The organism is Pseudomonas cichorii, from assembly GCF_019719005.1.
Classification (GTDB): Bacteria; Pseudomonadota; Gammaproteobacteria; order Pseudomonadales; family Pseudomonadaceae; genus Aquipseudomonas; species Aquipseudomonas cichorii_E.
In genome coordinates, this window is record NZ_JAIGPJ010000021.1 from 1 (window position 1) to 20,756 (window position 20,756).

The window sequence follows — 20,756 nt, forward strand, 5'->3', positions numbered from 1 at the left end:
TCTGTCAAGCGGTTATTTCAACAAGTTTCAAAGTTTCCTTTGCAACTTCAACCACTTGCGCTTCGATCAACTTCAAGTTGCTCGTCAGCGGGAGGCGAATTCTACAGGACCCGAAGGCTGTGTCAAACGCTTTCTCACACCGCTGTCGACCCAACCACGACCTAAGCACTTCCCGCTCGACTCCAGAACCGCTAAACACCTGCAAACTATTGATTTACAAGGCTTTTTCAGTTCCGTCTGCGCCGGAAGTGGGGCGAATTATAGAGAGATTAAATCGCCCGTCAACACTTAATTTCAGAATACTGTCATAAAACTCTGCTACCCCAATAAACACGGGGACTGTCTTAACAAGACGATCCCCGGGATTGATTATTTAGAGGCTCGGGAAAGCAAACTGCGATGCCTCATGACTTGCACGCTGCGGCCAGCGCTGGGTAATGGCCTTGCGGCGGGTATAGAAGCGCACGCCATCCGGGCCATAGGCATGCAGGTCGCCAAACAGTGAACGCTTCCAGCCGCCAAAGCTGTGATAGGCAACAGGCACCGGCAGCGGAACGTTGACCCCGACCATGCCGACTTCGATTTCATCGCAGAACAAGCGTGCCGCTTCACCATCGCGGGTGAAGATGCAGGTGCCGTTGCCGTATTCATGCTCGTTGATCAGTTGCATCGCCTGCTCAAGACTGTTGACGCGCACGATGCACAGCACCGGACCGAATATCTCTTCCTTATAGATGCGCATCTGCGGCGTCACGCGATCAAACAGGCAGCCGCCCATGAAGAAACCTTCTTCATTACCCGCAATGCGGATATCGCGCCCATCGACAACCAGCGTTGCACCGGACTGAACACCATCCTCTATATAGCCACTGACTTTATCGCGATGCTGCCCGGTCACCAGTGGTCCCATGTCCAGACCACAGCTGGTGCCAGCACCGATCTTCAGGCTCTTGATCTGCGGGACCAGCTTGGCAACCAGCGCATCGGCAATCTGATCGCCCACACAGACGGCAACCGAAATCGCCATGCAGCGCTCGCCGCATGAACCATAGGCCGCGCCCATCAGCGCACTGACAGCGTTATCCAGATCGGCATCGGGCATCAGTACCGCATGGTTCTTTGCACCACCCAACGCCTGGACACGCTTGCCTCGCGCAGCGCCTTCTTTATAGATGTACTCGGCAATCGGCGTGGAGCCCACAAAACTCAGTGCCTTGACCTCCGGCGCCTCGATCAGTGCATCAACGGCCACCTTGTCGCCATGCACAACGTTGAGCACGCCATTGGGCAAACCGGCTTCGTGCAGCAACTGGGCAATCAGCAGGGTAGAACTCGGATCACGTTCCGAAGGTTTGAGGATGAAGCAGTTGCCGCAGGCAATCGCCAACGGATACATCCACAGCGGCACCATGGCCGGGAAGTTGAACGGCGTGATGCCGGCAACAATCCCCAACGGCTGAAAGTCCGACCAGGCATCAATGTTCGGGCCGACATTGCGGCTGTATTCACCCTTGAGGATTTCCGGCGCGGCACAGGCGTACTCGACGTTTTCGATCCCGCGCTTCAATTCACCTGCCGCGTCCTCCAGGGTCTTGCCGTGCTCTTCGCTGATGAGCTGGGCGATACGTGCCTCGTTCTGCTCCAGTAATTGCTTGAAGCGGAACATGACCTGGGCACGTTTGGCTGGTGGCGTGTTGCGCCAGGCCGGAAAAGCGGCCTTGGCCGAGTCGATGGCTTGTTGCACGGTTTCGCGACTGGCCAGCGCGACCTGGTGAATCGCCTGACCTGTCGACGGATTGAACACATCGGCAGTACGTCCGTTATCGGAAGTCAGCTCACCGTGGATCAAGTGTTGGATACTGCTCATGCAAATGGCTCCAGAAAATTCTCGTCCATCACCGGTATAAAGCCCCGGCAATCAGTCAATCAGGTTAAGCGCTTCACCTACGGCATCGAACAGTCGATCCAGGTCTTGCGTCTTGCAGTTGAAAGTTGGCCCGAACTGCAGGGTGTCGCCGCCAAAGCGTACATAGAATCCGGCCTGCCACAGCTTCATCGCAGCCTCGAACGGACGAACGATCGCATCGCCATCCCGTGGCGCGATCTGGATGGCGCCTGCCAGACCGTAGTTACGGATATCGATGACGTTCTTCGTGCCTTTGATGCCATGCAACAGGCTTTCAAAGTGCGGTGCGGTTTCAGCGACCTGCTGGACCAGATTTTCACGCTGCAACAACTCCAGCGCCGCCAGACCTGCGGCACAGGCAACCGGGTGAGCGGAATAGGTGTAGCCATGGGGGAATTCCACGGCATATTCCGGCGTGGCCTGATTCATGAAGGTTTGATAGATTTCGCTGCTTGCAATCACCGCGCCCATGGGAATGGCACCGTTGGTGACCTGCTTGGCAATGCACATCAGGTCTGGCGTGACGCCAAAGCTGTCGGCACCGAACATGGAGCCCGTGCGACCGAAACCGGTGATGACTTCATCGAAGATCAGCAGGATGTTGTGCTGATCGCAGATTTCACGCAGGCGCTTGAGATACCCCTGAGGAGGTACGATTACACCGGCCGAACCGGCCATCGGCTCAACGATGACGGCGGCAATATTCGAGGCATCATGCAATTCGATCAGCTTGAGCATTTCATCGGCCAGTGCGATGCCTCCGGCCTCGGGCATCCCTTTGGAAAATGCATTGCTGGCCAGCAAGGTGTGCGGCAGGTGATCCACATCCATCAACTGGCCAAACATCTTGCGGTTACCGTTCACACCCCCGAGGCTGGTACCCGCGATATTCACGCCATGATAGCCACGAGCACGACCGATCATTTTGGTCTTGGTCGACTGGCCTTTGAGGCGCCAGTAGGCGCGAACCATTTTCACGGCGGTATCGGCGCACTCGGAACCGGAGTTGGTATAAAAAACGTGGTTCAGATTGCCCGGCGTCAGGTCGGTGATTTTTTCCGCGAGCTGGAACGACAGCGGATGGCCGAACTGAAACCCTGGTGAGTAATCCAGAACACCCAATTGCCTGGAAACCGCTTCCTGGATTTCCTTGCGGGTGTGTCCGGCGCCACAGGTCCAAAGCCCGGAAAGCCCGTCGTAGATCGTGCGTCCCTTGTCGTCAGTGAGATGGCTGCCATGTGCCGCAACGATCATCCGCGGGTCACGCTGAAAATTGCGGTTGGCGGTATAAGGCATCCAATGAGCATCTAGCTTCAATTGGGTGGCTGAAGGCACATCAGACACTTCGAACGCATTCATTGCAACGAGCCTCACAAGGTGTGTTATTGGAGCAATTACAGTCAAGGTGACATGACCATAAGGTTTAAAAAACCCAACTTTTACGATCTTTAGTTAAGCGATTACTAAACAATGAGCATTCGCCGCCCCGATCCCTTGGCACAAGTCAGTGACTTCGATATCCGTCTGCTACGCATTTTCAAAAGCGTAGTCGAAGCCGGTGGTTTCTCGGCAGCAGAAAGCGTGCTCGGCATTGGCCGTTCGGCCATAAGCCAGCAAATGAGCGACCTGGAACAGCGACTTGGTTTACGCCTGTGCCAGCGAGGACGAGCCGGTTTCTCGGTGACGGATGAGGGCCGCGAGGTCTATCAGTCGTCGTTGCAGTTGCTCAGCGCACTTGAGAGTTTTCGCACCGAGGTCAACGGCCTGCACCAGCACCTGCGCGGAGAGCTGAATATCGGCGTGACAGATAACCTGGTGACGCTACCGCACATGCGCATCACCAATGCCCTGTCGCAACTGAAGGAACGCGGCCCGGACGTGCATATCAACATCCGCATGCTCTCCCCCTCGGAAGTGGAGCAAGGCGTGCTCGATGGCAGCCTGCATGTCGGCGTCGTTCCGCAGACCAATGCCCTGCCCGGCCTCGAGTACCAACCTTTATATAGCGAACGCTCCCTGCTGTACTGCGCGGTCGGCCACCCTTTGTTTAACGTGAAAGATGCAGAACTCGGAGATAAGTGCATTGCACTTCAGGAGGCCATCGCCCCCACCTTTCGCTTGCCGGTCGATATTCAGGCTCACTATCAGGCACTCAGGTGTACTGCCAGCGCTTCAGATCGCGAAGGCATGGCCTTTCTGATCCTGACCGGTCGTTATATAGGCTATCTGCCGGATCACTACGCCGATGTCTGGCTCCAGCAAGGCAGGCTGCGCACCTTGAAACCGGACTCACGGTTTTACGATCTGAGCCTGGTCTCCGTCACCCGCAAAGGCCGTCGCCCTCATTTGGTGCTGGAGAGCTTTCTGGAGAGCCTGGCTGCTACGCGATAACGCACCGAGGATGAAAAAAAGGTTGAATGGGGCTGGTCAAAAAAACCGTGGAACAGCTTATCCCCTTGAAATGGATATGCATTTAGCGAGAGAACAAAAAATAAACTGAGCAAGTGGACAGGTTTTTGCAATGTGCTTGGCCAAGACGTAACCACACCTCATTCCGAGCGCTCGACATGCAGCCTGATACCTCCGATAACAATGACCTGCTCTACGGCCTCAATGATCGTCCCAAGCCGGTAACGGCCATACTCGCGGCTCTGCAGCATGTGCTCGCCAGTTTCGTCGGCATCATTACCCCGCCCCTGATTATCGGTTCGGCACTGGGCCTGGGCGCTTACATGCCGTACCTGATCAGCATGGCCCTGATGGTTTCCGGTGTCGGGACGTTTATTCAGGCCCGTCGCCCGTTCGGCATCGGCGCAGGCATGATCTGCCTGCAAGGCACCAGCTTCGCCTTCCTCGGCGCTGTGCTGTCTGCCGGCTTTATCGTCAAACAGCGCGGCGGCAGCCCGGAAGACATCATGGCGATGATCTTCGGCGTCTGCTTCTTCGGTGCGCTGGTGCAGATCGTGCTCAGTCGCTTCATTGGCCAGTTGCGTCGCGTCATCACCCCGCTGGTTACCGGCATTGTCATCACCCTGATCGGCATCAGCCTTATCAAGGTCGGCGTCACGGACCTGGGAGGCGGTTTCAACGCACCGGACTTCGGAGCACCCGTCAACCTGGCGTTGGGTGTATTCGTACTCGCAATCATCATTGCGCTCAACCGCTCCCGAACACCCTGGATTCGTTTGTCAGCGATCATCATCGGGCTGGCCGTGGGCAGTGTCGCCGCGTGGATGAGCGGCAAGCTGGTCCCGCAACCCATTCATGACTTGCCACTGATCAGCGTGCCGGTCCCGTTCAAGTTCGGATTCAGCTTCGACTGGACCGCTTTCCTGCCCGTCGCGCTGATTTACCTGATCAGCAGCATCGAAACCGTCGGTGACCTGACCGCCAACTGTATGCTGGCCCGCCAGCCCATCAGCGGCCCGAGCTATGTGTCACGGCTAAAGGGCGGCGTACTGGGCGACGGTGTCAGTTGCATGATTGCCGCCACGTTCAGTGCCTTCCCCAACACCACCTTTGCCCAGAACAACGGCGTGATCCAATTGACCGGTGTCGCCAGCCGCTATGTCGGCCTCTATATAGGTGTGGTGCTGTTCATGCTTGGCCTGTTCCCGACCATTGGCGCAGTGGTGCAACAGATTCCCAAGCCCGTGCTTGGCGGCGCGACCCTGGTGATGTTCGGCAGCGTCGCGGCAGCGGGTGTGCGCATTCTTGCCCAGGCGCCGCTGGACCGGCGCAGCATGCTGATCATTGCCACCTCGTTCGGCGTCGGCCTGGGCATCGCAGCGCAACCTTCGCTGCTGCACCACATGCCACAACTGGTGCAAAACCTGTTCGACTCGGCAATCACCAGCGGTGGTATCACGGCCATCGTCATGTGCCTGCTGATTCCAGAGGAAAAGGCTATCGCCATCAGGGAAAACAACGAACAGCCAGCCAAAACCCTTGAACCGCAGGAATAATTTTCCTGCATGAGCGCTTGTCGGATTCACGCGGGTGCGTTATCTGTTCACCCGTTGCACCCCATGACCCTGTCCGGACCTGCACATGACCCTTGAAGTCCCAGCCCACAGCTCTCACGGCACCAAGCCTGCAAGCCGTATTCGCCAGAAAAACGAAGAAGCCATCATCAAGGCCGCCGAAGACGAATTTGCCCGTCATGGTTTCAAGGGCACCAGCATGAACACCATCGCGCTCAAGGCCGGACTGCCGAAAGCCAACCTGCATTATTACTTCACCAACAAGCTGGGGCTGTACGCCGCCGTATTGAGCAACATCATCGAGCAGTGGGACAGCACCTTCAACAACCTGACGGTGGAAGACGATCCGGCAGAAGCGCTGGCACGCTACATTCGCGCCAAGATGGAGTTCTCCCGCCGCAACCCGCAGGCCTCGCGGATTTTCGCCATGGAAATCATCAGCGGCGGCGAGTGCATGAGCGAGTATTTCAGCCAGGACTACCGCCTCTGGTTTCAGGGTCGCGCCGCCGTTTTCCAGGCCTGGATCGATGCCGGAAAAATGGACCCGGTGGATCCGGTCAACCTGATCTTCCTGCTCTGGGGCAGCACTCAGCATTACGCCGACTTTGCCACCCAGATCTGTCGGGTAACCGGTCGTACACGGCAAACCAGACAGGATATGGATGATGCCAGCGCCAATCTGATCCAGATCATTCTCAAAGGGTGTGGGCTTACGCCGCCGGTCTTGTAATATTCGGGCCTTGTCGTCTGCTGGAAACCTCCATGCCTTTTACCCTCACCGGTCCTTGCGAATATCGGGAAGAAATTCGCAAAAGCCGCTTCATCACCCTCGCGGCGCCCATTGCCAGCCCGGCCGAAGCACAAGCCTTCATCGAGCAGCACAGCGATCTGGATGCGACGCACAATTGCTGGGCCTGGAAGCTCGGCGCTCAATATCGCAGCAGTGATGACGGCGAACCCGGCGGTACGGCAGGCCGACCGATACTGGCAGCCATCGAAGCCCAGGAATTCGATCAGGTCGTAGTGCTGGTGATTCGCTGGTATGGCGGCATCCAGTTGGGCACCGGAGGACTGGCCCGGGCTTATGGCGGCGGCGCCAACAAATGCCTGCAACAAGCCGAGCGCCTGCCACTGATCAATCGCGAGCAGTTCAATCTGGAATGCAGCTTCAGCGAACTGGCGCTGGTCAAGGTACGCCTGGCCGAATGCAACGGGCTGATCGAAGCCGAACACTTCACCGCCAATGGCGTGGAAATGTCGATTGCCATCGGTCCGGAACACCTCACCTCGCTGCAACGGCAACTGGCGGACTTGAGCCGCGGCAGAATTCTCCTGCATGCAGCGTCAGCTCAGTAATTCGACGTTCCCGGATTTTAAGCATGAGTTGCCCACATCTACTGTGCATCCGGCTGTGGATAAGCTGAGCACATCAGGCTGAAAGCCTTACCGGACGTACGGCGCAGACAAGTGATCGTTTTTTGCACAACCGCGACTTAACCGGATAAAAACAATGCTAAAACAGCGTCTTAACGCTCTTTAGCACCATTGGAAGCTACCGCAGATCCCTTTATTACCCGGTTTTCGGCTTTCGCACAGTTACTGTGGAACAACCTGTGGATAACAGGTGCAAGGGTCGCGCAATCGCTTGGGGTATCGCCCTCCGGGCCTGCTGTACATTTTTTGCACAACCCCGATGATCCATAATGGCACTTGCCCTGCACAGGGACGCCCCGAACTGGTGCCAAAGCGCTTTCGGTATCTTCGCCAAAGGCTTGGAAACACGCTGCACATGCCCGCCTGACAACATTCGCCACAAACCTGACTCACTGGCCAGGATTTTGCTTTATCCACCGGCGACCCACTCCATGATCCGAGCCTGTCATGCCAAACCACGCGCCGCCCCCGCGCCTGCAACTGCGCCATATCACCAAGCGATACCCCGGCTGTCTGGCCAACGACGCTATCGACCTGAGTATCCAGCCCGGCGAAATCCACGCCTTGCTGGGTGAAAACGGTGCTGGCAAAAGCACGCTGATGAAGATTATCTACGGCGTGACCCAGCCGGATTCAGGCTCGATCATCTGGCAGGGCGAAGCGCTGTCCATGCGCAACCCGGCGCAAGCCAGGGGGTTGGGGATCGGCATGGTGTTTCAGCATTTCTCTCTGTTCGAAACCCTGACCGTCGCGCAGAACATTGCCTTGGCCATGGGCCGCTCGGCGGGCACGCCAAAACAACTGGAACCGCGCATTCGCGAAGTATCCCAGCGTTACGGCATGGCGCTGGAACCGCAGCGACTTGTCCACAGCCTGTCCATTGGCGAGCGCCAGAAAGTGGAAATCATCCGCTGCCTGATGCAGGACATCCGTCTTTTGATTCTGGACGAACCCACCTCAGTGCTCACGCCTCAGGAGGCCGACGAGCTGTTCGTTACCTTGCGGCGTCTGGCCGAGGAAGGCTGCAGCATTCTGTTCATCAGCCACAAACTGGGCGAGGTCCGGGCCTTGTGCCACAGCGCGACAGTGCTGCGTGGCGGCAAGGTTTCCGGGCACTGCATTCCTGCGCAATGCACCGATCTGGAACTGGCGCGCCTGATGGTCGGCGATGCAGAAGGACTGACCGCTCAATACGAGAAAGCCAGTGGCGCAGCGCCGTTCCTGAAGGTCGAAAAACTCTCCTGGCATAACCCCGATCCCTTCGGCTGCTCGTTGCAGGACGTTGACCTTGAAGTGCGCAGCGGCGAGATCGTCGGAATTGCCGGCGTCGCGGGCAATGGCCAGGACGAACTGCTTGCCTTGCTCAGCGGTGAACAGACACTGACCAGCGCACAGGCTGCGACTGTTCGCTTTGCCGATGACAAGGTCGGCAACCTGCGCCCGGATGCCCGTCGCAAACTCGGCCTGGCCTTTGTGCCCGCCGAACGTCTGGGCCATGGCGCAGTCCCCGAACTGAGCCTGACCGACAACGCCCTCCTGACGGCCTTTCAACAAGGTCTGGTCAGCAACGGGCTGATCCAGCGCAGCAAGGTCCGGGCGCTGGCCGACGAAATCATTCGCCGCTTTGCGGTCAAGACTCCCGATGCCCAGACTGCTGCGCATAGCCTGTCGGGCGGCAATCTGCAGAAATTCATTCTGGGCCGCGAGATTCTGCAAAACCCGAAACTGCTGGTGGCCGCTCACCCGACATGGGGCGTCGATGTCGGCGCAGCGGCGGCAATTCATCGAGCCCTGATTGCCCTTCGTGATGCAGGTGCCGCGATTCTGGTGATTTCAGAAGATCTGGACGAACTGTTCCAGATCAGCGACCGACTCGCGGCCCTGAGCAGCGGCAAGCTTTCGCAACTGATCCCAACCGAACAGACCAACGCCGTGCAGATCGGCGGCTGGATGGCGGGACAGTTCGATCATTCTCACCCCCAAGCCGTCGCGCTGGGTTAACGGAGCCAAACATGCTGCTTTCCCTGGAACCGCGCGGCCAGCAATCGCGCGCCATGTTGTGGTGTTCGCCCTTGCTGGCTGCCGCCCTGACGCTTGTCTGCGGCTCGCTGCTGTTCATCGGCCTGAAGCTCGATCCGTGGGTGACGCTGCATACCCTGCTGATCGCGCCGGTCAGTGACTGGTATGGCGTGTCGGAACTGATGGTCAAGACCTTGCCGATCCTGCTCTGCGCCCTCGGGCTGGCGGTCGCCTATCAGGCCCGTATCTGGAACATCGGCGCGGAAGGCCAATTGCTGCTGGGCGCACTGGCCGGCAGCGCAGTGGCAGTCAACGTGATCGATATGCAAAGCCGCTGGGCGCTGGTGATGATTCTGATTGCCGGCACGCTGGCTGGCGCTGCATGGGCTGGCGTGACGGCCTGGCTGCGCACCCGCTTCAATGCCAATGAAATCCTCACCAGCATCATGCTCAACTACATCGCCCTGAACCTGCTTCTGTTCTTTGTTCACGGGCCACTCAAGGACCCGGCGGGCATGAACTTCCCGGAGTCGGCCACCTTTGGGGATGCCAGCCGCTTGCCGCTGCTGATGGAGGATGGTCGCGCCCATGTCGGTGTGTATTTTGCCCTGCTGGCGCTGGTGGCGGTCTGGGTCCTGCTGCAACGCAGCTTTGTCGGCTTCCAGATAAAAGTGCTGGGGCTGGACAAGCGGGCTGCGGGATTCGTGGGCTTTCGCGAAAAACATCTGGTCTGGCTGGCGCTTTTGATCAGTGGCGCATTGGCCGGTCTGGCGGGCGTCAGTGAAGTGACCGGCCCCATCGGCCAACTGGTTCCGCAGGTATCGCCAGGATATGGCTATGCGGCAATCACCGTGGCCTTTCTCGGACGCCTGAACCCCATCGGCATTCTGTTTTCCAGCCTGCTGATCGCCCTCTTGTACCTGGGCGGCGAGCAAGCGCAAATGACCCTCAACCTGCCACTGGCCATTACGCAATTGTTCCAGGGGATGATGCTGTTCTTCCTGCTGGCCTGTGATGTGCTGATCCTTTATCGCCCGCGCCTGAAACTGCGCTGGGCCAAACGCCAGATGGCGCCTGTCGCGGGAGCCGCATGATGGATATCGACCTGCTGAGCAATATTTTCTACGCCATGATCCGATGCGGCACGCCGCTGTTACTGGTGGCCCTGGGCGAACTGATCTGCGAAAAAAGCGGCGTCATCAATCTGGGCCAGGAAGGCATGATGCTGTTCGGCGCGGTGATCGGTTTCATCATCGCCCTGAGTACCGGCAACCTTTGGCTCGGCGTGCTGCTGGCCATGCTGGCGGGCATGTTGCTGTCGGCGTTGTTTGCCGTTGTTGCGCTGGTATTCAACGCCAATCAGGTTGCCACAGGGCTGGCGCTGACCATTTTTGGTGTGGGCCTTTCGAGCTTCGTCGGCGCGGCCTGGGTGGGCAAACCGCTGCATGGTTTCGAGCCAGTGGCGATTCCTTTCCTCAGCGATATCCCGCTGATCGGCCGCATGCTGTTTGCCCAGGATCTGCTGGTGTACCTGTCCTTCGCGCTGTTTGCCCTGGTGGCCTGGGCACTGCTCAAAAGCCGCATCGGTCTGATCATCCAGGCCGTCGGCGAAAACCCCGATGCCGCCAGCGCCATGGGCTTGCCGGTCTTGCGGGTGCGAACTCTGGCCGTGCTGTTCGGCGGAGCAATGGCAGGGCTGGCGGGCGCTTATCTGTCGCTGGCCTACACACCGATGTGGGCCGAAAACATGAGCGCCGGCCGCGGCTGGATCGCGCTGGCACTGGTGGTATTCGCCAGCTGGCGAGTCTGGCGTCTGCTGCTGGGTGCGTACCTCTTCGGCCTCGCCAGCATCCTGCATCTGGTTGCACAAGGCATTGGCCTGGCGATCCCCTCCAACCTGCTGGCGATGCTGCCGTATGTGGCGACCATCATCGTCCTGGTGCTGCTGTCGCGGGATGCGCTGAGAAAACTGTATGCGCCGGTTTCATTGGGGCAGCCGTGGCAGGCGGGGCATTGAGGCATTTCGTGACTGAAGTCACTCCTACGCCGAACCGGTAGGAGCGACTTCAGTCGCGAAGACGGACGAGATCATCCAAACAAAGCCTGCTGCCAATGCTCTTCACTGACAATGGCAATAGGCACACCCGTCTCTCGAAGTTCTACCGCTTTCTTTATCTTGAGCCCGTAACTGCTGTGCAACCATTGATCGTTGCCAATACTACCAATGACCAGAAAGTTGATCTTCTTACTGAGAGAGCCACCAATCAGCCCCCCACGCTCCACGACTAATGCCTCGCAATGTTTCCTTGGACCGTAAGCCATCGTGCCAGTAAACATGAAAACGTTATTTTCCCAGCTGAAAGCAGGAAGAGGATTGTTGAGCGGCAGAGTGCTCGGCGTCGAAAAATTCATCGACGAGGTCTTTTGAGCACCGCCGAACTGCTTAAGCAGACTAAAGAGCTCCTGAGACTCTTCCTCATCAAGAATCCCGTCGCTCAACATGTTTTCCAGTCGACCATAGAGAAGGTTAACGACCGGGTCGTCAAGATGAGCGAGATTGGCCTCAATCCACTCCTTGAGAAACAGCGCCTCCATCTGATTGATCTTGCCGTCAGCACACATGCCCGCACTGATACCGATCAAGGCATCGACAGACCGTTGATCGATACGGGCTGCACTAAAAAAGCGACTGTTCTGAAACTCCTGATGCAAGTCGACCATCGACCGTTTCTCCATCGTTGATTGCTGCAGTGGTCTTACTGAGGTACTTCGACTGATCAGAGGTAAAGGTGACAATCATGCCGGTTGCGGAACATGTCAGCCTGTACTCCCTGGAGAGATCAATATCAAGGTCATCTCCCCTCAACCCCTGCCATTGAGCCAGATACTTCAGAGACCCGAATTTTTCGCGCTTTTTCAAGGCGTGCGAAACTCCACCTTTCCATCCCAGGATAGGCAATTGGTTTGCCAGACACTGGGCTGCCAGTTCCGGCAGTACTGCGGCACGCTCACGCCCGTTTTCCCAACACTGAATCAGCCCTTTATCGTCGTCCTCCCAGATTTGGGCATGGGTCAGTCCCGTTCTGACTGGCTCACTAATCTTGCGATAAACATGAGTCGTCATACTGGCTCATTACCGTTTTCAGAGGGCGGAAACTCGGTTCCGTAACGCAGATATGCGATAACGGCACTTTGGGTTGTTTCCAGGATTCGTTCATTTTTCAGACCGGTTTTCGCGTCATTGAGGCTATATAAAGCCACTTGCGCGTAACCGTCCTTTCCCTTGGAGGCACGAGAAATCTGGATGGCCCGCAGCTCTGTTTTCAAGGCAGCATTCCAATCACTGGATGCGAGCGGAGTATTGAAAATGAGTGAACGACTGGATAAGGAGAAACTTTCTTCGTTCAACAAGTGCTTGTAACCCTTAACCCCTGACTTGTTGTCAGGCAGAAGGCTGTAACCCAGAGCTGCGGTGTGCACACGGTGGACTGCGAATAGCCATCCACGGAGGAAGTCACCGTCGTAAAAGTCATCGTGGGCAACCCAGTCATGCTTGGGTTTGGCAGAACGTTTCTTTGATGGGTTTTCGGGGGCAGGTATCGACATCGGCCTCTCCATGGCCAGGAATATCCATGCTTTCTACTGGCCGCAAAAAATGATGTCAAGATGATTGCTCGACACCGCTCCGCACCGGCCACAGCTGCACGACCGCCCAAACCAGCTCCATCACCAGAATCCCGATCAGCAGGCTGCTGGCACCATGTATCAGCGCATAACCCTGCCAGGCGGCAAACAGTAATCGTCCCGCCGCGTCATAACGGCCGAATACCTGCTGCGGATCACGGATGCGCAGTACGGCCCACACGCAGACAATCGAGCCCAGCAAATTTGCCATCAACATGTGCATGGGCTCGAACGCTGGTAGCTCTCCCGGCAGCCCCCATTGCTGGCTCAGCGTCGATAACATTCCGTGCAGCGCCATGAACGTCCAGGGTGTGGCGAAAGCGGCGGTGACGATCAGGTCGTACCAGGCGCTGGCACGGACTACTTGGCGGTATTGTCGGGTTTTCCACATAAAACAGGTCCTGTCGATTGAGATACCAACAGGCTAAAGGGTGGAGTACGCTCCAGGGTCAAGCCCTAAAGGACAGGATTGCATGCGTATTGGTGAACTGGCTCAAGCCACCGCCGTCAGTCGCGACACGCTGCGTTTTTATGAGCAGCGCGGCCTGATTTCCGCTCAGCGTACCGACAACGGCTATCGTCATTACCCAGTGGAAACGGTGCAACTGGTGCAATTCATCAAGGTTGCCCAGCGTCTGGGCTTCAGCCTGAACGAAATCGGCAATAGCGTGGCCGAACTATGGAAGGCACCTGCACCGGATATCGCAATTGCCCAACTGCTTCGGGACAAGCTGACGCTGATCGACACGCGCATTGCGCAACTGGGTGAGCTGCGCAGCGAGCTTCAAGAGCGCCTGCACCAGAGTTGCCCGCTGAGCCCCTGAGATATTTTTCTTTTAACTGCCAAGGAGTTTTTTCATGACCGCTACCAAAACCGCTCTGATCATCGGCGCATCCCGTGGCTTGGGCCTCGGGCTGGTCCAGCGTCTGACCGAACAGGGCTGGAATGTGATCGCCACCGTTCGTGACCCGCAAAAGGCCGACAACCTCAAGGCCATTTCCGGTGTTCGCATCGAAGCGCTGGATATCGACGAAATCGCCTCACTGGAAGTACTGGTCCAGAAGCTCAAGGGCGAAGTGTTCGATGTGCTGTTCGTCAACGCCGGCGTGATCGGGCCCAAGCATCAAAGCGCAGCCCAGTCCACCGCCGCCGAACTGGGCCAGTTGTTCCTGACCAACGCCGTCGCGCCTATTCGTCTGGCCGAGCGTCTGGTCAGCCAGATTCGTCCGGAAACCGGCGTACTGGCGTTCATGAGCTCGGTGCTCGGCAGCGTCGCCTGCCCGGACGGAAACGAAATAGCCCTCTACAAGGCGAGCAAGGCCGCACTCAACTCCATGACCAACTCCTTCGTCAGCCAACTGGGCGAACACAGCCCCACCGTCCTCTCCCTGCATCCAGGCTGGGTGAAAACCGAAATGGGCGGCGAAAACGCAGAAATCGACGTCCTGACCAGCACCACCGGGCTGGTCAAACAGCTCAATGACTACGCCGGCAAGGGCGGGCACTACTTCATCAACTACAAGGGCGAGACGATTGTCTGGTGAAGCAACACACTGATGGATGAACGGATTCTGCTCTGGCTTTCAGAGCAGGACCACTCATGAATGTCGGTGGCTCACAATCGTAAATGGCTGCGTGATTTGATGAGAAGTTAACCATGAACGACGAACACACATTTGCCAGTGTCTGGGATGCCCTTGCCGATACCACTCAAGAGGCGGCTCGCTTGACGTTACGCTCGACACTCATGATCGAGCTGAACGAATCCATCAAGAAATGGCCTGGCACCGATACCGAAAAAGCGGCTCGCCTTGGGATTACCAAGCCACGTTTTTCCAACTTGAAGTCCGGGCGAGTGGATCTGTTCAGCCTTGACGCTCTGGTCGATCTGGCGGCAAATGCAGGGCTTGTTGTTTCCATGCGCCTGGATGCAGCCTGATTACATGCTCGGTGTTGATGTTTGATTGTGAGTTGAGCGAGTAATACACTTCTTCGCCTTGCCCGTGCATTGTTCACAATCACCGGCAACCCTGGATCAGCAGACAGGGAAAAACTGAGCTGGCTAACCTGAACCCACTTTCAGAGGAGCCGGCCTATGCCTGCGATCCGTATCTGGTTGAAAAATCCCCTTGCCGTCTTCACTGCCAATGACCTGGACGCCCGTGGCGGTCTGGTGGTCGAAGAGGGTGTGATCGTTGAGCTGCTGGCCGCTGGTCAGCACCCTTCCCGCCCCTGTGATCAAGTGTTCGATGCCCGCGAGCACGTGCTGTTGCCGGGGCTGATCAACACGCATCATCACTTCTATCAAACCCTGACTCGCGCCTGGGCACCGGTGGTAAATCAGCCTTTGTTCCCGTGGCTCAAGACCCTGTACCCGGTGTGGGCACGCCTGACGCCGGAAAAGCTCGCGCTGGCCAGTCAGGTCGCGCTGGTTGAATTGCTGCTGTCGGGCTGCACCACTGCGGCGGATCATCATTATCTGTTTCCCGATGGCCTGGAGCAGGCCATTGATATTCAGGTGCACAGTGTTCGTGAGCTGGGCATGCGCGCCATGCTGACCCGAGGTTCCATGAGCCTGGGCGAAGCCGATGGCGGGTTGCCGCCGCAACAGACCGTGCAACAAGGCGAGGTGATTCTGGCCGACAGCCAGCGCCTGATCGAGACCTATCACGAGCGTGGAGATGGCGCGCAGATCCAGATTGCCCTGGCACCTTGCTCGCCGTTTTCGGTGACGCCGCAGATCATGGCCGAGAGTGCCGCGCTGGCAGAAAAACTCGACGTGCGTCTGCATACCCATCTGGCTGAAACCCTGGATGAAGAGGACTTCTGCCTGCAACGTTTCGGGCTGCGGACGGTGGATTATCTGGACAGCGTCGGCTGGCTCGGACCGCGCACCTGGCTGGCCCACGGCATTCATTTCAACCCGGATGAAATCGCGCGCCTTGGTGCAGCAGGCACCGGGATCTGTCATTGCCCCAGCTCGAACATGCGCCTGGCTTCGGGCATCTGCCCGACACTGGACCTCACCGCCGCCGGTGCGCCATTGGGCCTTGGGGTCGACGGTTCGGCTTCCAACGATGCCTCCAACATGATCCTCGAAGCGCGACAGGCGCTCTATCTGCAGCGATTGCGCTACGGCGCGCAGGACATTACCCCGGAGCGTGTACTGGGCTGGGCAACCCACGGCTCGGCGCAGTTGTTGGGGCGTACCGATATCGGTGAACTGGCCGTGGGCAAGCAGGCGGATCTGGCGCTGTTCAAGCTTGATGAGCTGCGCTTTTCCGGCAGCCATGACCCGCTTTCGGCGCTGCTGCTGTGTGGTGCGGACAGGGCGGATCGGGTGATGATCGCGGGCCGTTGGCGGGTGACAGATGGGCAGGTCGAAGGCCTGGACCTGAAGAAACTGATCGCCGATCACCGCCAGGCCGCACACCAGTTATTGCACTCCATGTAGGACCGGATTCATCCGGGAAAGGGCCTGTACATTCACAGCACCTCTATTGCCTTGAATATCCTCTTCCCGGATAAATCCGGTCCTACAGTCCCAGGCACGAGAGCATGATGAAGGTCGCGAACAGCACGAAATGTGTCATGCCCTCGATGGCGTTGGTTTCTCCGTCATTGAGGTTGATGGCGCAGACCAGCAGGGTGATAAAGACCATCACCGTCTGCACAGGCGTCATGGCCATCTGGAACGGTTGCCCGCTGTAGAGCGCCATCGCCTCCATTGCAGGAACCGTCAGGATCACGGTGGACAGCGAAGCGCCCAATGCAATATTGACCACCGACTGCATGCGGTTGGCCAAGGCGGCGCGCAAGGCCGTCAGGATCTCCGGCGCAGCAGAAATCGCCGCCACCAGAATCGCCGTAAGCACGGGCGGCGCACCACTGCCTTCCAGCCCAAGATCGATGGTCTTGGACATCACTTCCGCCAGCGCCCCGATCACCACCACGCCCAGCACCAGTGTCCCGATGGAGCGTGTCAGGTTAATCGATTCGCCTGGTTCTTCAGGCTGATCCTTGCGTCTGTTTTTCTCGGGATAGCTGTAGCTGAAAAAATAACTGTGCGGCCCGACCTGCATGCGCAGAAACAAGGTGTACAGCACAATCATCGCGCCGATGGTGAACGCCGAATACAGCTTCCAGTCCGCCTTGGGAATGAACTCGGGCACCACCATCGACACGCCCATGGCTGTCAGGATCATCACGCTGTAGGTGCGCGCCGAATTATCGTTGTAGGCCTGCTCGCCATGCTTGAGTCCGCCCATCAAGGCCGCCAGCCCGAGGATGCCATTGATATCCAGCATCACGGCGGCGTAGATCGTGTCGCGCACCAGGGTCGGGGATGGTTCGTTGCTCATCATGATCGCCAGGATCACCACTTCGACCAGCACCGCCGACAGGGTCAGGATCATGGTGCCGTAGGGGTCGCCGACTTTTTCCGCCAACTGCTCGGCATGATGCGCCACCCGCAGCGAAGCGCAGACGATAAAGCCCACCAGCGCCAGCCCGGCGACCAGCGCGACCGTCTGGCCATTGCCCAGCAGCACATGCTCCAGGGGATAGGCGATAAAGGTGGCAATGATCGCCAGCAACAGAAACTTTTCTTGCCTGAGTAATGAGCCCATTAGAGTCCATGCCCTTGCGACCTATTGTCGCGTGACATCCTTGAAGGTCAGCATTGATGAAGTGGTTGAGAGTGCGCTTTGTGACAAAAGGTTTCATAAAGCGGGACGGACGAGAACCAACCTCATGGGCAAATGACTTTTGATCCTGCCGCTTCGATATGAAATAGTGCCCGCCGTTTTCTTCGTGCCCTCTGGCGCGACTGTTTCCGCTACAAAGGTATTGCCATGCGTACTTCCCGCCTCTCTCGTTTGCTGGCTTGCGGCCTGCTGGCTCTCTCGGCCAGCATCGCTCAGGCCGCGCCCATCGATATCGATGACGGCCAACACAAGGTTCATCTGCCGGACGCGCCCAAGCGCGTGGTGGTGCTGGAGTTTTCCTTTCTCGACGGCTTGGCCTCGGTAGGCGTGACCCCGGTCGGTGCTGCCGATGACGGCGATGCCAACCGCGTGCTGCCCAAGGTGCGCAAGGCTGTAGGCGAATGGCAGTCGGTTGGCCTGCGCTCGCAACCCAATATCGAAGTGATTGCCCGCCTCAAGCCGGACCTGATCATTGCTGACCTGGGCCGTCATCAGGCGCTCTACAACGATCTGGCCAGCCTCGCGCCGACGCTGATGTTGCCGTCGCGTGGCGAGGATTATGAAGGCAGTCTGAAATCCGCCGAACTGATTGGCGTCGCGCTGGGCAAAGGCCCGCAGATGCAGGCGCGGATTGAGGAAAACCGCAAGCACCTCAAAGAGGTCGCGGCGCAGATTCCGGCCAATACCAAAGCGCTGTTCGGCGTTGCCCGTGAAGACAGCTTCTCGGTCCATGGCCCGCACTCTTATGCTGGCGGCGTGTTGCAGGCCGTCGGTTTGCAAGTCCCTGAAGTACGCAAGAACGCGGCACCGACAGAGTTCGTCAGCCTTGAGCAATTGCTGGCCCTGGACCCCGGCTGGCTGCTGGTCGGCCATTATCGTCGTCCCAGCCTTGTCGACACCTGGAGCAAGCAGCCGCTCTGGCAGGTGCTGAGCGCGGTGCGCAACAAGCAGGTCGCCGAAGTCGATGGCGATAGCTGGGCGCGCAATCGCGGCATCATGGCCTCCGAGCAGATCGCCGATGATGCCCTGGCCATTCTCAAGGGCGGCAAGGCCGTACTGAATCCATAAATGCGCCGCTGGCTGATGGCGGCAGTGATTGCCGTAACGTGCCTGGGCCTGTTCTGGATGTCGCTGTTCGCGCTGTCGCCTTTCAGCATCCGGCAGATCGATGCCTGGAACGGCCTGTTCACTCTGGGGCTCGAAGGCGGCAACATCGCTTACATCGTGGCGCAACTGCGGGTGCCCCGAGCGGCCTGCGCAGCACTGGTCGGTGCCTGTCTCGGCGTGGCCGGTGCATTGATGCAGGGCATCACCCGTAATCGGCTGGCTTCGCCGTCTCTGTTTGGGGTGACAGCGGGCGCGGCATTGGGGCTGGCATTGTTTTCCACAGGTCTGGTCGCGCCGCCCTTCCCCGGCGGTGCCTTGTTGATGACGGCAATCGGCGGCGCGCTGGCGTGGATCACCGTCTTCAGCCTCGGCGGCGCCTGGTCGCCTGCCACGGCTCAGGGCCGACTGGTACTGGCCGGCGTGGCAGTGGCTGCACTGTGTGCGGCACTGACCCGGCTGACCGTGATTCTGGTGGAAGCCCAGGCACAAAGCGTCCTTAACTGGCTGGCCGGCTCGCTGGCCAATGTGGGCGCAGAACAATTGCAGTTGCTCTGGCCTTGCACCTTGATCGGCGTGGTACTGGCGATTACCTGCGCGCCACGCCTGAACCTGATCAACCTGGGCGAAGATGCCGCACGCTCGCTGGGTGTACGGATCGGCGCGCTGCGCTTTCTGGTGTTCGTTGTCAGCCTGTTGCTGGTGGGTGCCAGTGTCTGTGCCGTAGGGCCGATTGCCTTTGTCGGCCTGATTGCGCCCAACATCGCCCGCCAATGGCTGGGGAACGATTACCGCTGGCTGATCCCCATCAGCGCCGGTCTGGGTGCGGCGATTGTGCTCGCGTCCGATCTGATCAGCCGCGCCGTGGCCTTTCCGGTGGAGACGCCAGCCGGTGTCGTCACTGCGCTGATTGGCGCGCCGTTCTTTCTGTTTCTGGCAAGGCGCACGCTATGAATCAGCCACGTTCAAGATTGCTGATTCTGCTCGCGCTGTTACTGCTCGCGCTACTCCTCAGCCTGAGCGCAGGCACGGTCTGGCTGACGCCCGGCGCGGTGCTCGATCATTTGATCGCCCACGACAGCAAGGACTTCGAGGTCTGGAACCATCGCCTGCCACGGGGCCTGATCGCCATTCTGACCGGGAGCGCCTTCGGGCTGGCCGGTGCCATCGTCCAAGGCGTTATCCGCAACCCGCTGGCCTCGCCGGAAATCCTCGGTGTCACTCAGGGTGCCGGGCTGGCGCTGACCATCGCAATCATAGGTTTCCCACAGATGCCGGTGGCCTGGCTGCCGCTGGTGGCTTGCCTGGGTGGTGCAGCCGGCGCCTTGCTGCTGGCGCTGTACAACACCGGCGTGCAGTTTTCCGGCGTACGGTTCGCGCTGTCCGGGGTGGCGATTGCGGTCACGTTGTCGAGCATCACCGAGTTTCTGATCCTGTCCAATCCGCTGGATATCAACACCGCGCTGCTGGCCCTGACCGGCAGTTTGTGGAGTCGCAACTGGCACCATGTCTGGCTGGCACTGCCGTTTCTGGTATTGATCCCGGCCTGCCTGTTGCTGGCCAAGCCCTTGAACCTGATCGGCCTGGGTGACGAAGCCGCACAAAGCCTCGGCACCGGCTTGAAGCGCATCCGCTGGCTGGCCATGGGTGGCGCGGTGCTGCTGACCAGCGCGGGCGTAGGCATCATCGGCCCGGTGGGTTTTGTCGGGCTGGTTGCGCCACACATGGCCCGGCGTCTGGTGGGCGGTCATCACCAATATCTGTTACCTGCTTCGATGCTGCTGGGCTCGCTGTTGCTGGTGCTGGCCGACACCCTGGGACGCACGCTGATCGCACCCAGCGAGATTCCTGCCGGTATTCTCACGGCGGTGATCGGTGCCCCGTATTTCCTCTGGCTGCTGGCAAGATTCAAAGGTTGA

The 20,756-nt window shown here is 58.7% G+C and carries 22 protein-coding genes; 15 read left to right on the top strand and 7 right to left on the bottom strand.

The features are described from left to right. Positions 1 to 292, top strand: a 292-nt coding sequence (locus tag K5D32_RS15860; RefSeq protein ID WP_221600967.1) for a hypothetical protein, incomplete at its 5' end; no start/stop codon positions are given. Between the two features lie 81 nt (positions 293 to 373). Here the strand turns inward: K5D32_RS15860 and K5D32_RS15865 are convergent. Further along, entirely contained in the window at positions 374 to 1,867 is a 1,494-nt protein-coding gene (locus tag K5D32_RS15865) for a CoA-acylating methylmalonate-semialdehyde dehydrogenase (RefSeq protein ID WP_221600970.1), read from the bottom strand. Positions 1,868 to 1,918: 51 nt separating this feature from the next. Beyond that, positions 1,919 to 3,265, bottom strand: coding sequence for an aspartate aminotransferase family protein (locus tag K5D32_RS15870; protein WP_200994954.1), 1,347 nt, complete (start codon positions 3,263 to 3,265; stop codon positions 1,919 to 1,921). Positions 3,266 to 3,376: 111 nt separating this feature from the next. On the opposite strand from K5D32_RS15870, the gene K5D32_RS15875 reads away from it, so the two are divergent. The 7 genes from K5D32_RS15875 (at position 3,377) to K5D32_RS15905 (ending at position 11,359) form a co-directional block, all read left to right on the top strand. Then, complete coding sequence (locus K5D32_RS15875) at positions 3,377 to 4,297, top strand: LysR family transcriptional regulator (RefSeq protein WP_095068356.1); 921 nt, start codon at positions 3,377 to 3,379, stop codon at positions 4,295 to 4,297. 176 nt (positions 4,298 to 4,473) lie between these two features. Beyond that, positions 4,474 to 5,871: a uracil-xanthine permease family protein gene (locus K5D32_RS15880; protein ID WP_221577854.1), complete on the top strand. Its 1,398-nt coding sequence runs from the start codon at positions 4,474 to 4,476 to the stop codon at positions 5,869 to 5,871. 85 nt (positions 5,872 to 5,956) lie between these two features. Next, positions 5,957 to 6,619: a TetR/AcrR family transcriptional regulator gene (locus tag K5D32_RS15885; RefSeq protein ID WP_025258390.1), complete on the top strand. Its 663-nt coding sequence runs from the start codon at positions 5,957 to 5,959 to the stop codon at positions 6,617 to 6,619. Positions 6,620 to 6,651: 32 nt separating this feature from the next. After that, positions 6,652 to 7,245, top strand: a complete 594-nt coding sequence (locus tag K5D32_RS15890) for a YigZ family protein (protein WP_221577855.1) — start codon at positions 6,652 to 6,654, stop codon at positions 7,243 to 7,245. 525 nt (positions 7,246 to 7,770) lie between these two features. Beyond that, the gene (locus K5D32_RS15895; protein WP_221600972.1) at positions 7,771 to 9,324 is read left to right on the top strand and encodes an ABC transporter ATP-binding protein; all 1,554 of its coding nucleotides are present in this window, start codon (positions 7,771 to 7,773) and stop codon (positions 9,322 to 9,324) included. An 11-nt stretch (positions 9,325 to 9,335) separates the two neighbouring features. Beyond that, positions 9,336 to 10,436, top strand: a complete 1,101-nt coding sequence (locus K5D32_RS15900) for an ABC transporter permease (protein ID WP_198724493.1) — start codon at positions 9,336 to 9,338, stop codon at positions 10,434 to 10,436. Continuing rightward, a complete protein-coding gene (locus tag K5D32_RS15905) occupies positions 10,436 to 11,359 on the top strand; it encodes an ABC transporter permease (protein WP_221600974.1) in 924 nt (307 codons plus the stop codon). Before K5D32_RS15900 ends, K5D32_RS15905 begins: the two co-directional genes overlap by 1 nt. A gap of 71 nt (positions 11,360 to 11,430) precedes the next feature. On the opposite strand, the gene K5D32_RS15910 is transcribed toward K5D32_RS15905, so the two are convergent. The 4 genes from K5D32_RS15910 to K5D32_RS15925 are packed head-to-tail and all read right to left on the bottom strand — an operon-like array spanning position 11,431 to position 13,417. Then, a complete protein-coding gene (locus tag K5D32_RS15910; protein ID WP_221600976.1) occupies positions 11,431 to 12,063 on the bottom strand; it encodes a BRCT domain-containing protein in 633 nt (210 codons plus the stop codon). Further along, a complete protein-coding gene (locus K5D32_RS15915; RefSeq protein WP_260407415.1) occupies positions 12,020 to 12,466 on the bottom strand; it encodes a hypothetical protein in 447 nt (148 codons plus the stop codon). The genes K5D32_RS15910 and K5D32_RS15915 overlap by 44 nt, the downstream gene beginning before the upstream one ends. Beyond that, positions 12,463 to 12,948 carry a hypothetical protein gene (locus tag K5D32_RS15920; RefSeq protein WP_221600978.1) on the bottom strand — a complete coding sequence of 162 codons (486 nt, stop codon included), beginning with the start codon at positions 12,946 to 12,948 and terminating at the stop codon, positions 12,463 to 12,465. The genes K5D32_RS15915 and K5D32_RS15920 overlap by 4 nt, the downstream gene beginning before the upstream one ends. 55 nt (positions 12,949 to 13,003) lie before the next feature. Further along, positions 13,004 to 13,417, bottom strand: a complete 414-nt coding sequence (locus K5D32_RS15925; protein ID WP_221600980.1) for a hypothetical protein — start codon at positions 13,415 to 13,417, stop codon at positions 13,004 to 13,006. 82 nt (positions 13,418 to 13,499) lie between these two features. Here K5D32_RS15925 and K5D32_RS15930 point away from each other — a divergent pair, with 82 nt between their 5' ends. From K5D32_RS15930 to K5D32_RS15945, 4 genes are all read left to right on the top strand, one after another. After that, positions 13,500 to 13,850: a MerR family transcriptional regulator gene (locus tag K5D32_RS15930; RefSeq protein ID WP_221593921.1), complete on the top strand. Its 351-nt coding sequence runs from the start codon at positions 13,500 to 13,502 to the stop codon at positions 13,848 to 13,850. A 34-nt stretch (positions 13,851 to 13,884) separates the two neighbouring features. Further along, a complete protein-coding gene (locus K5D32_RS15935) occupies positions 13,885 to 14,571 on the top strand; it encodes an SDR family oxidoreductase (RefSeq protein ID WP_221577860.1) in 687 nt (228 codons plus the stop codon). Positions 14,572 to 14,684: 113 nt separating this feature from the next. After that, positions 14,685 to 14,966 (top strand): helix-turn-helix domain-containing protein, encoded by a 282-nt coding sequence (locus tag K5D32_RS15940; protein ID WP_221577861.1) that lies wholly within the window; start codon positions 14,685 to 14,687, stop codon positions 14,964 to 14,966. Between the two features lie 156 nt (positions 14,967 to 15,122). Beyond that, the gene (locus tag K5D32_RS15945; protein WP_221600982.1) at positions 15,123 to 16,481 is read left to right on the top strand and encodes an 8-oxoguanine deaminase; all 1,359 of its coding nucleotides are present in this window, start codon (positions 15,123 to 15,125) and stop codon (positions 16,479 to 16,481) included. Between the two features lie 82 nt (positions 16,482 to 16,563). On the opposite strand, the gene K5D32_RS15950 is transcribed toward K5D32_RS15945, so the two are convergent. Further along, entirely contained in the window at positions 16,564 to 17,655 is a 1,092-nt protein-coding gene (locus K5D32_RS15950; RefSeq protein WP_221600984.1) for a calcium:proton antiporter, read from the bottom strand. A gap of 225 nt (positions 17,656 to 17,880) precedes the next feature. Between K5D32_RS15950 and K5D32_RS15955 the strand changes: the two genes are divergently transcribed. From K5D32_RS15955 to K5D32_RS15965, 3 genes are read left to right on the top strand one after another with little or no spacing between them, the layout of a single operon-like run. Then, entirely contained in the window at positions 17,881 to 18,801 is a 921-nt protein-coding gene (locus tag K5D32_RS15955) for a Fe(3+) dicitrate ABC transporter substrate-binding protein FecB (protein ID WP_221577864.1), read from the top strand. Then, positions 18,802 to 19,791, top strand: coding sequence for an iron-dicitrate ABC transporter permease FecC (gene fecC, locus K5D32_RS15960; RefSeq protein ID WP_221600986.1), 990 nt, complete (start codon positions 18,802 to 18,804; stop codon positions 19,789 to 19,791). Continuing rightward, positions 19,788 to 20,756: an iron chelate uptake ABC transporter family permease subunit gene (locus K5D32_RS15965; protein ID WP_221600988.1), complete on the top strand. Its 969-nt coding sequence runs from the start codon at positions 19,788 to 19,790 to the stop codon at positions 20,754 to 20,756. Before fecC ends, K5D32_RS15965 begins: the two co-directional genes overlap by 4 nt.

What these genes read in the sequence shown, in the direction of transcription:
- K5D32_RS15895 (WP_221600972.1), top strand. Translation starts at nt 7,771, where the DNA reads ATGCCAAACCACGCGCCGCCCCCGCGCCTGCAACTGCGCCATATCACC.
- K5D32_RS15865 (WP_221600970.1), bottom strand. Translation starts at nt 1,867, where the DNA reads ATGAGCAGTATCCAACACTTGATCCACGGTGAGCTGACTTCCGATAAC.
- K5D32_RS15920 (WP_221600978.1), bottom strand. Translation starts at nt 12,948, where the DNA reads ATGTCGATACCTGCCCCCGAAAACCCATCAAAGAAACGTTCTGCCAAA.
- K5D32_RS15880 (WP_221577854.1), top strand. Translation starts at nt 4,474, where the DNA reads ATGCAGCCTGATACCTCCGATAACAATGACCTGCTCTACGGCCTCAAT.
- K5D32_RS15905 (WP_221600974.1), top strand. Translation starts at nt 10,436, where the DNA reads ATGGATATCGACCTGCTGAGCAATATTTTCTACGCCATGATCCGATGC.
- K5D32_RS15875 (WP_095068356.1), top strand. Translation starts at nt 3,377, where the DNA reads ATGAGCATTCGCCGCCCCGATCCCTTGGCACAAGTCAGTGACTTCGAT.
- K5D32_RS15965 (WP_221600988.1), top strand. Translation starts at nt 19,788, where the DNA reads ATGAATCAGCCACGTTCAAGATTGCTGATTCTGCTCGCGCTGTTACTG.
- K5D32_RS15925 (WP_221600980.1), bottom strand. Translation starts at nt 13,417, where the DNA reads ATGTGGAAAACCCGACAATACCGCCAAGTAGTCCGTGCCAGCGCCTGG.
- K5D32_RS15870 (WP_200994954.1), bottom strand. Translation starts at nt 3,265, where the DNA reads ATGAATGCGTTCGAAGTGTCTGATGTGCCTTCAGCCACCCAATTGAAG.
- K5D32_RS15885 (WP_025258390.1), top strand. Translation starts at nt 5,957, where the DNA reads ATGACCCTTGAAGTCCCAGCCCACAGCTCTCACGGCACCAAGCCTGCA.
- K5D32_RS15890 (WP_221577855.1), top strand. Translation starts at nt 6,652, where the DNA reads ATGCCTTTTACCCTCACCGGTCCTTGCGAATATCGGGAAGAAATTCGC.
- K5D32_RS15950 (WP_221600984.1), bottom strand. Translation starts at nt 17,655, where the DNA reads ATGGGCTCATTACTCAGGCAAGAAAAGTTTCTGTTGCTGGCGATCATT.
- K5D32_RS15915 (WP_260407415.1), bottom strand. Translation starts at nt 12,466, where the DNA reads ATGACGACTCATGTTTATCGCAAGATTAGTGAGCCAGTCAGAACGGGA.
- fecC (WP_221600986.1), top strand. Translation starts at nt 18,802, where the DNA reads ATGCGCCGCTGGCTGATGGCGGCAGTGATTGCCGTAACGTGCCTGGGC.
- K5D32_RS15900 (WP_198724493.1), top strand. Translation starts at nt 9,336, where the DNA reads ATGCTGCTTTCCCTGGAACCGCGCGGCCAGCAATCGCGCGCCATGTTG.
- K5D32_RS15945 (WP_221600982.1), top strand. Translation starts at nt 15,123, where the DNA reads ATGCCTGCGATCCGTATCTGGTTGAAAAATCCCCTTGCCGTCTTCACT.
- K5D32_RS15910 (WP_221600976.1), bottom strand. Translation starts at nt 12,063, where the DNA reads ATGGTCGACTTGCATCAGGAGTTTCAGAACAGTCGCTTTTTTAGTGCA.
- K5D32_RS15930 (WP_221593921.1), top strand. Translation starts at nt 13,500, where the DNA reads ATGCGTATTGGTGAACTGGCTCAAGCCACCGCCGTCAGTCGCGACACG.
- K5D32_RS15940 (WP_221577861.1), top strand. Translation starts at nt 14,685, where the DNA reads ATGAACGACGAACACACATTTGCCAGTGTCTGGGATGCCCTTGCCGAT.
- K5D32_RS15935 (WP_221577860.1), top strand. Translation starts at nt 13,885, where the DNA reads ATGACCGCTACCAAAACCGCTCTGATCATCGGCGCATCCCGTGGCTTG.
- K5D32_RS15955 (WP_221577864.1), top strand. Translation starts at nt 17,881, where the DNA reads ATGCGTACTTCCCGCCTCTCTCGTTTGCTGGCTTGCGGCCTGCTGGCT.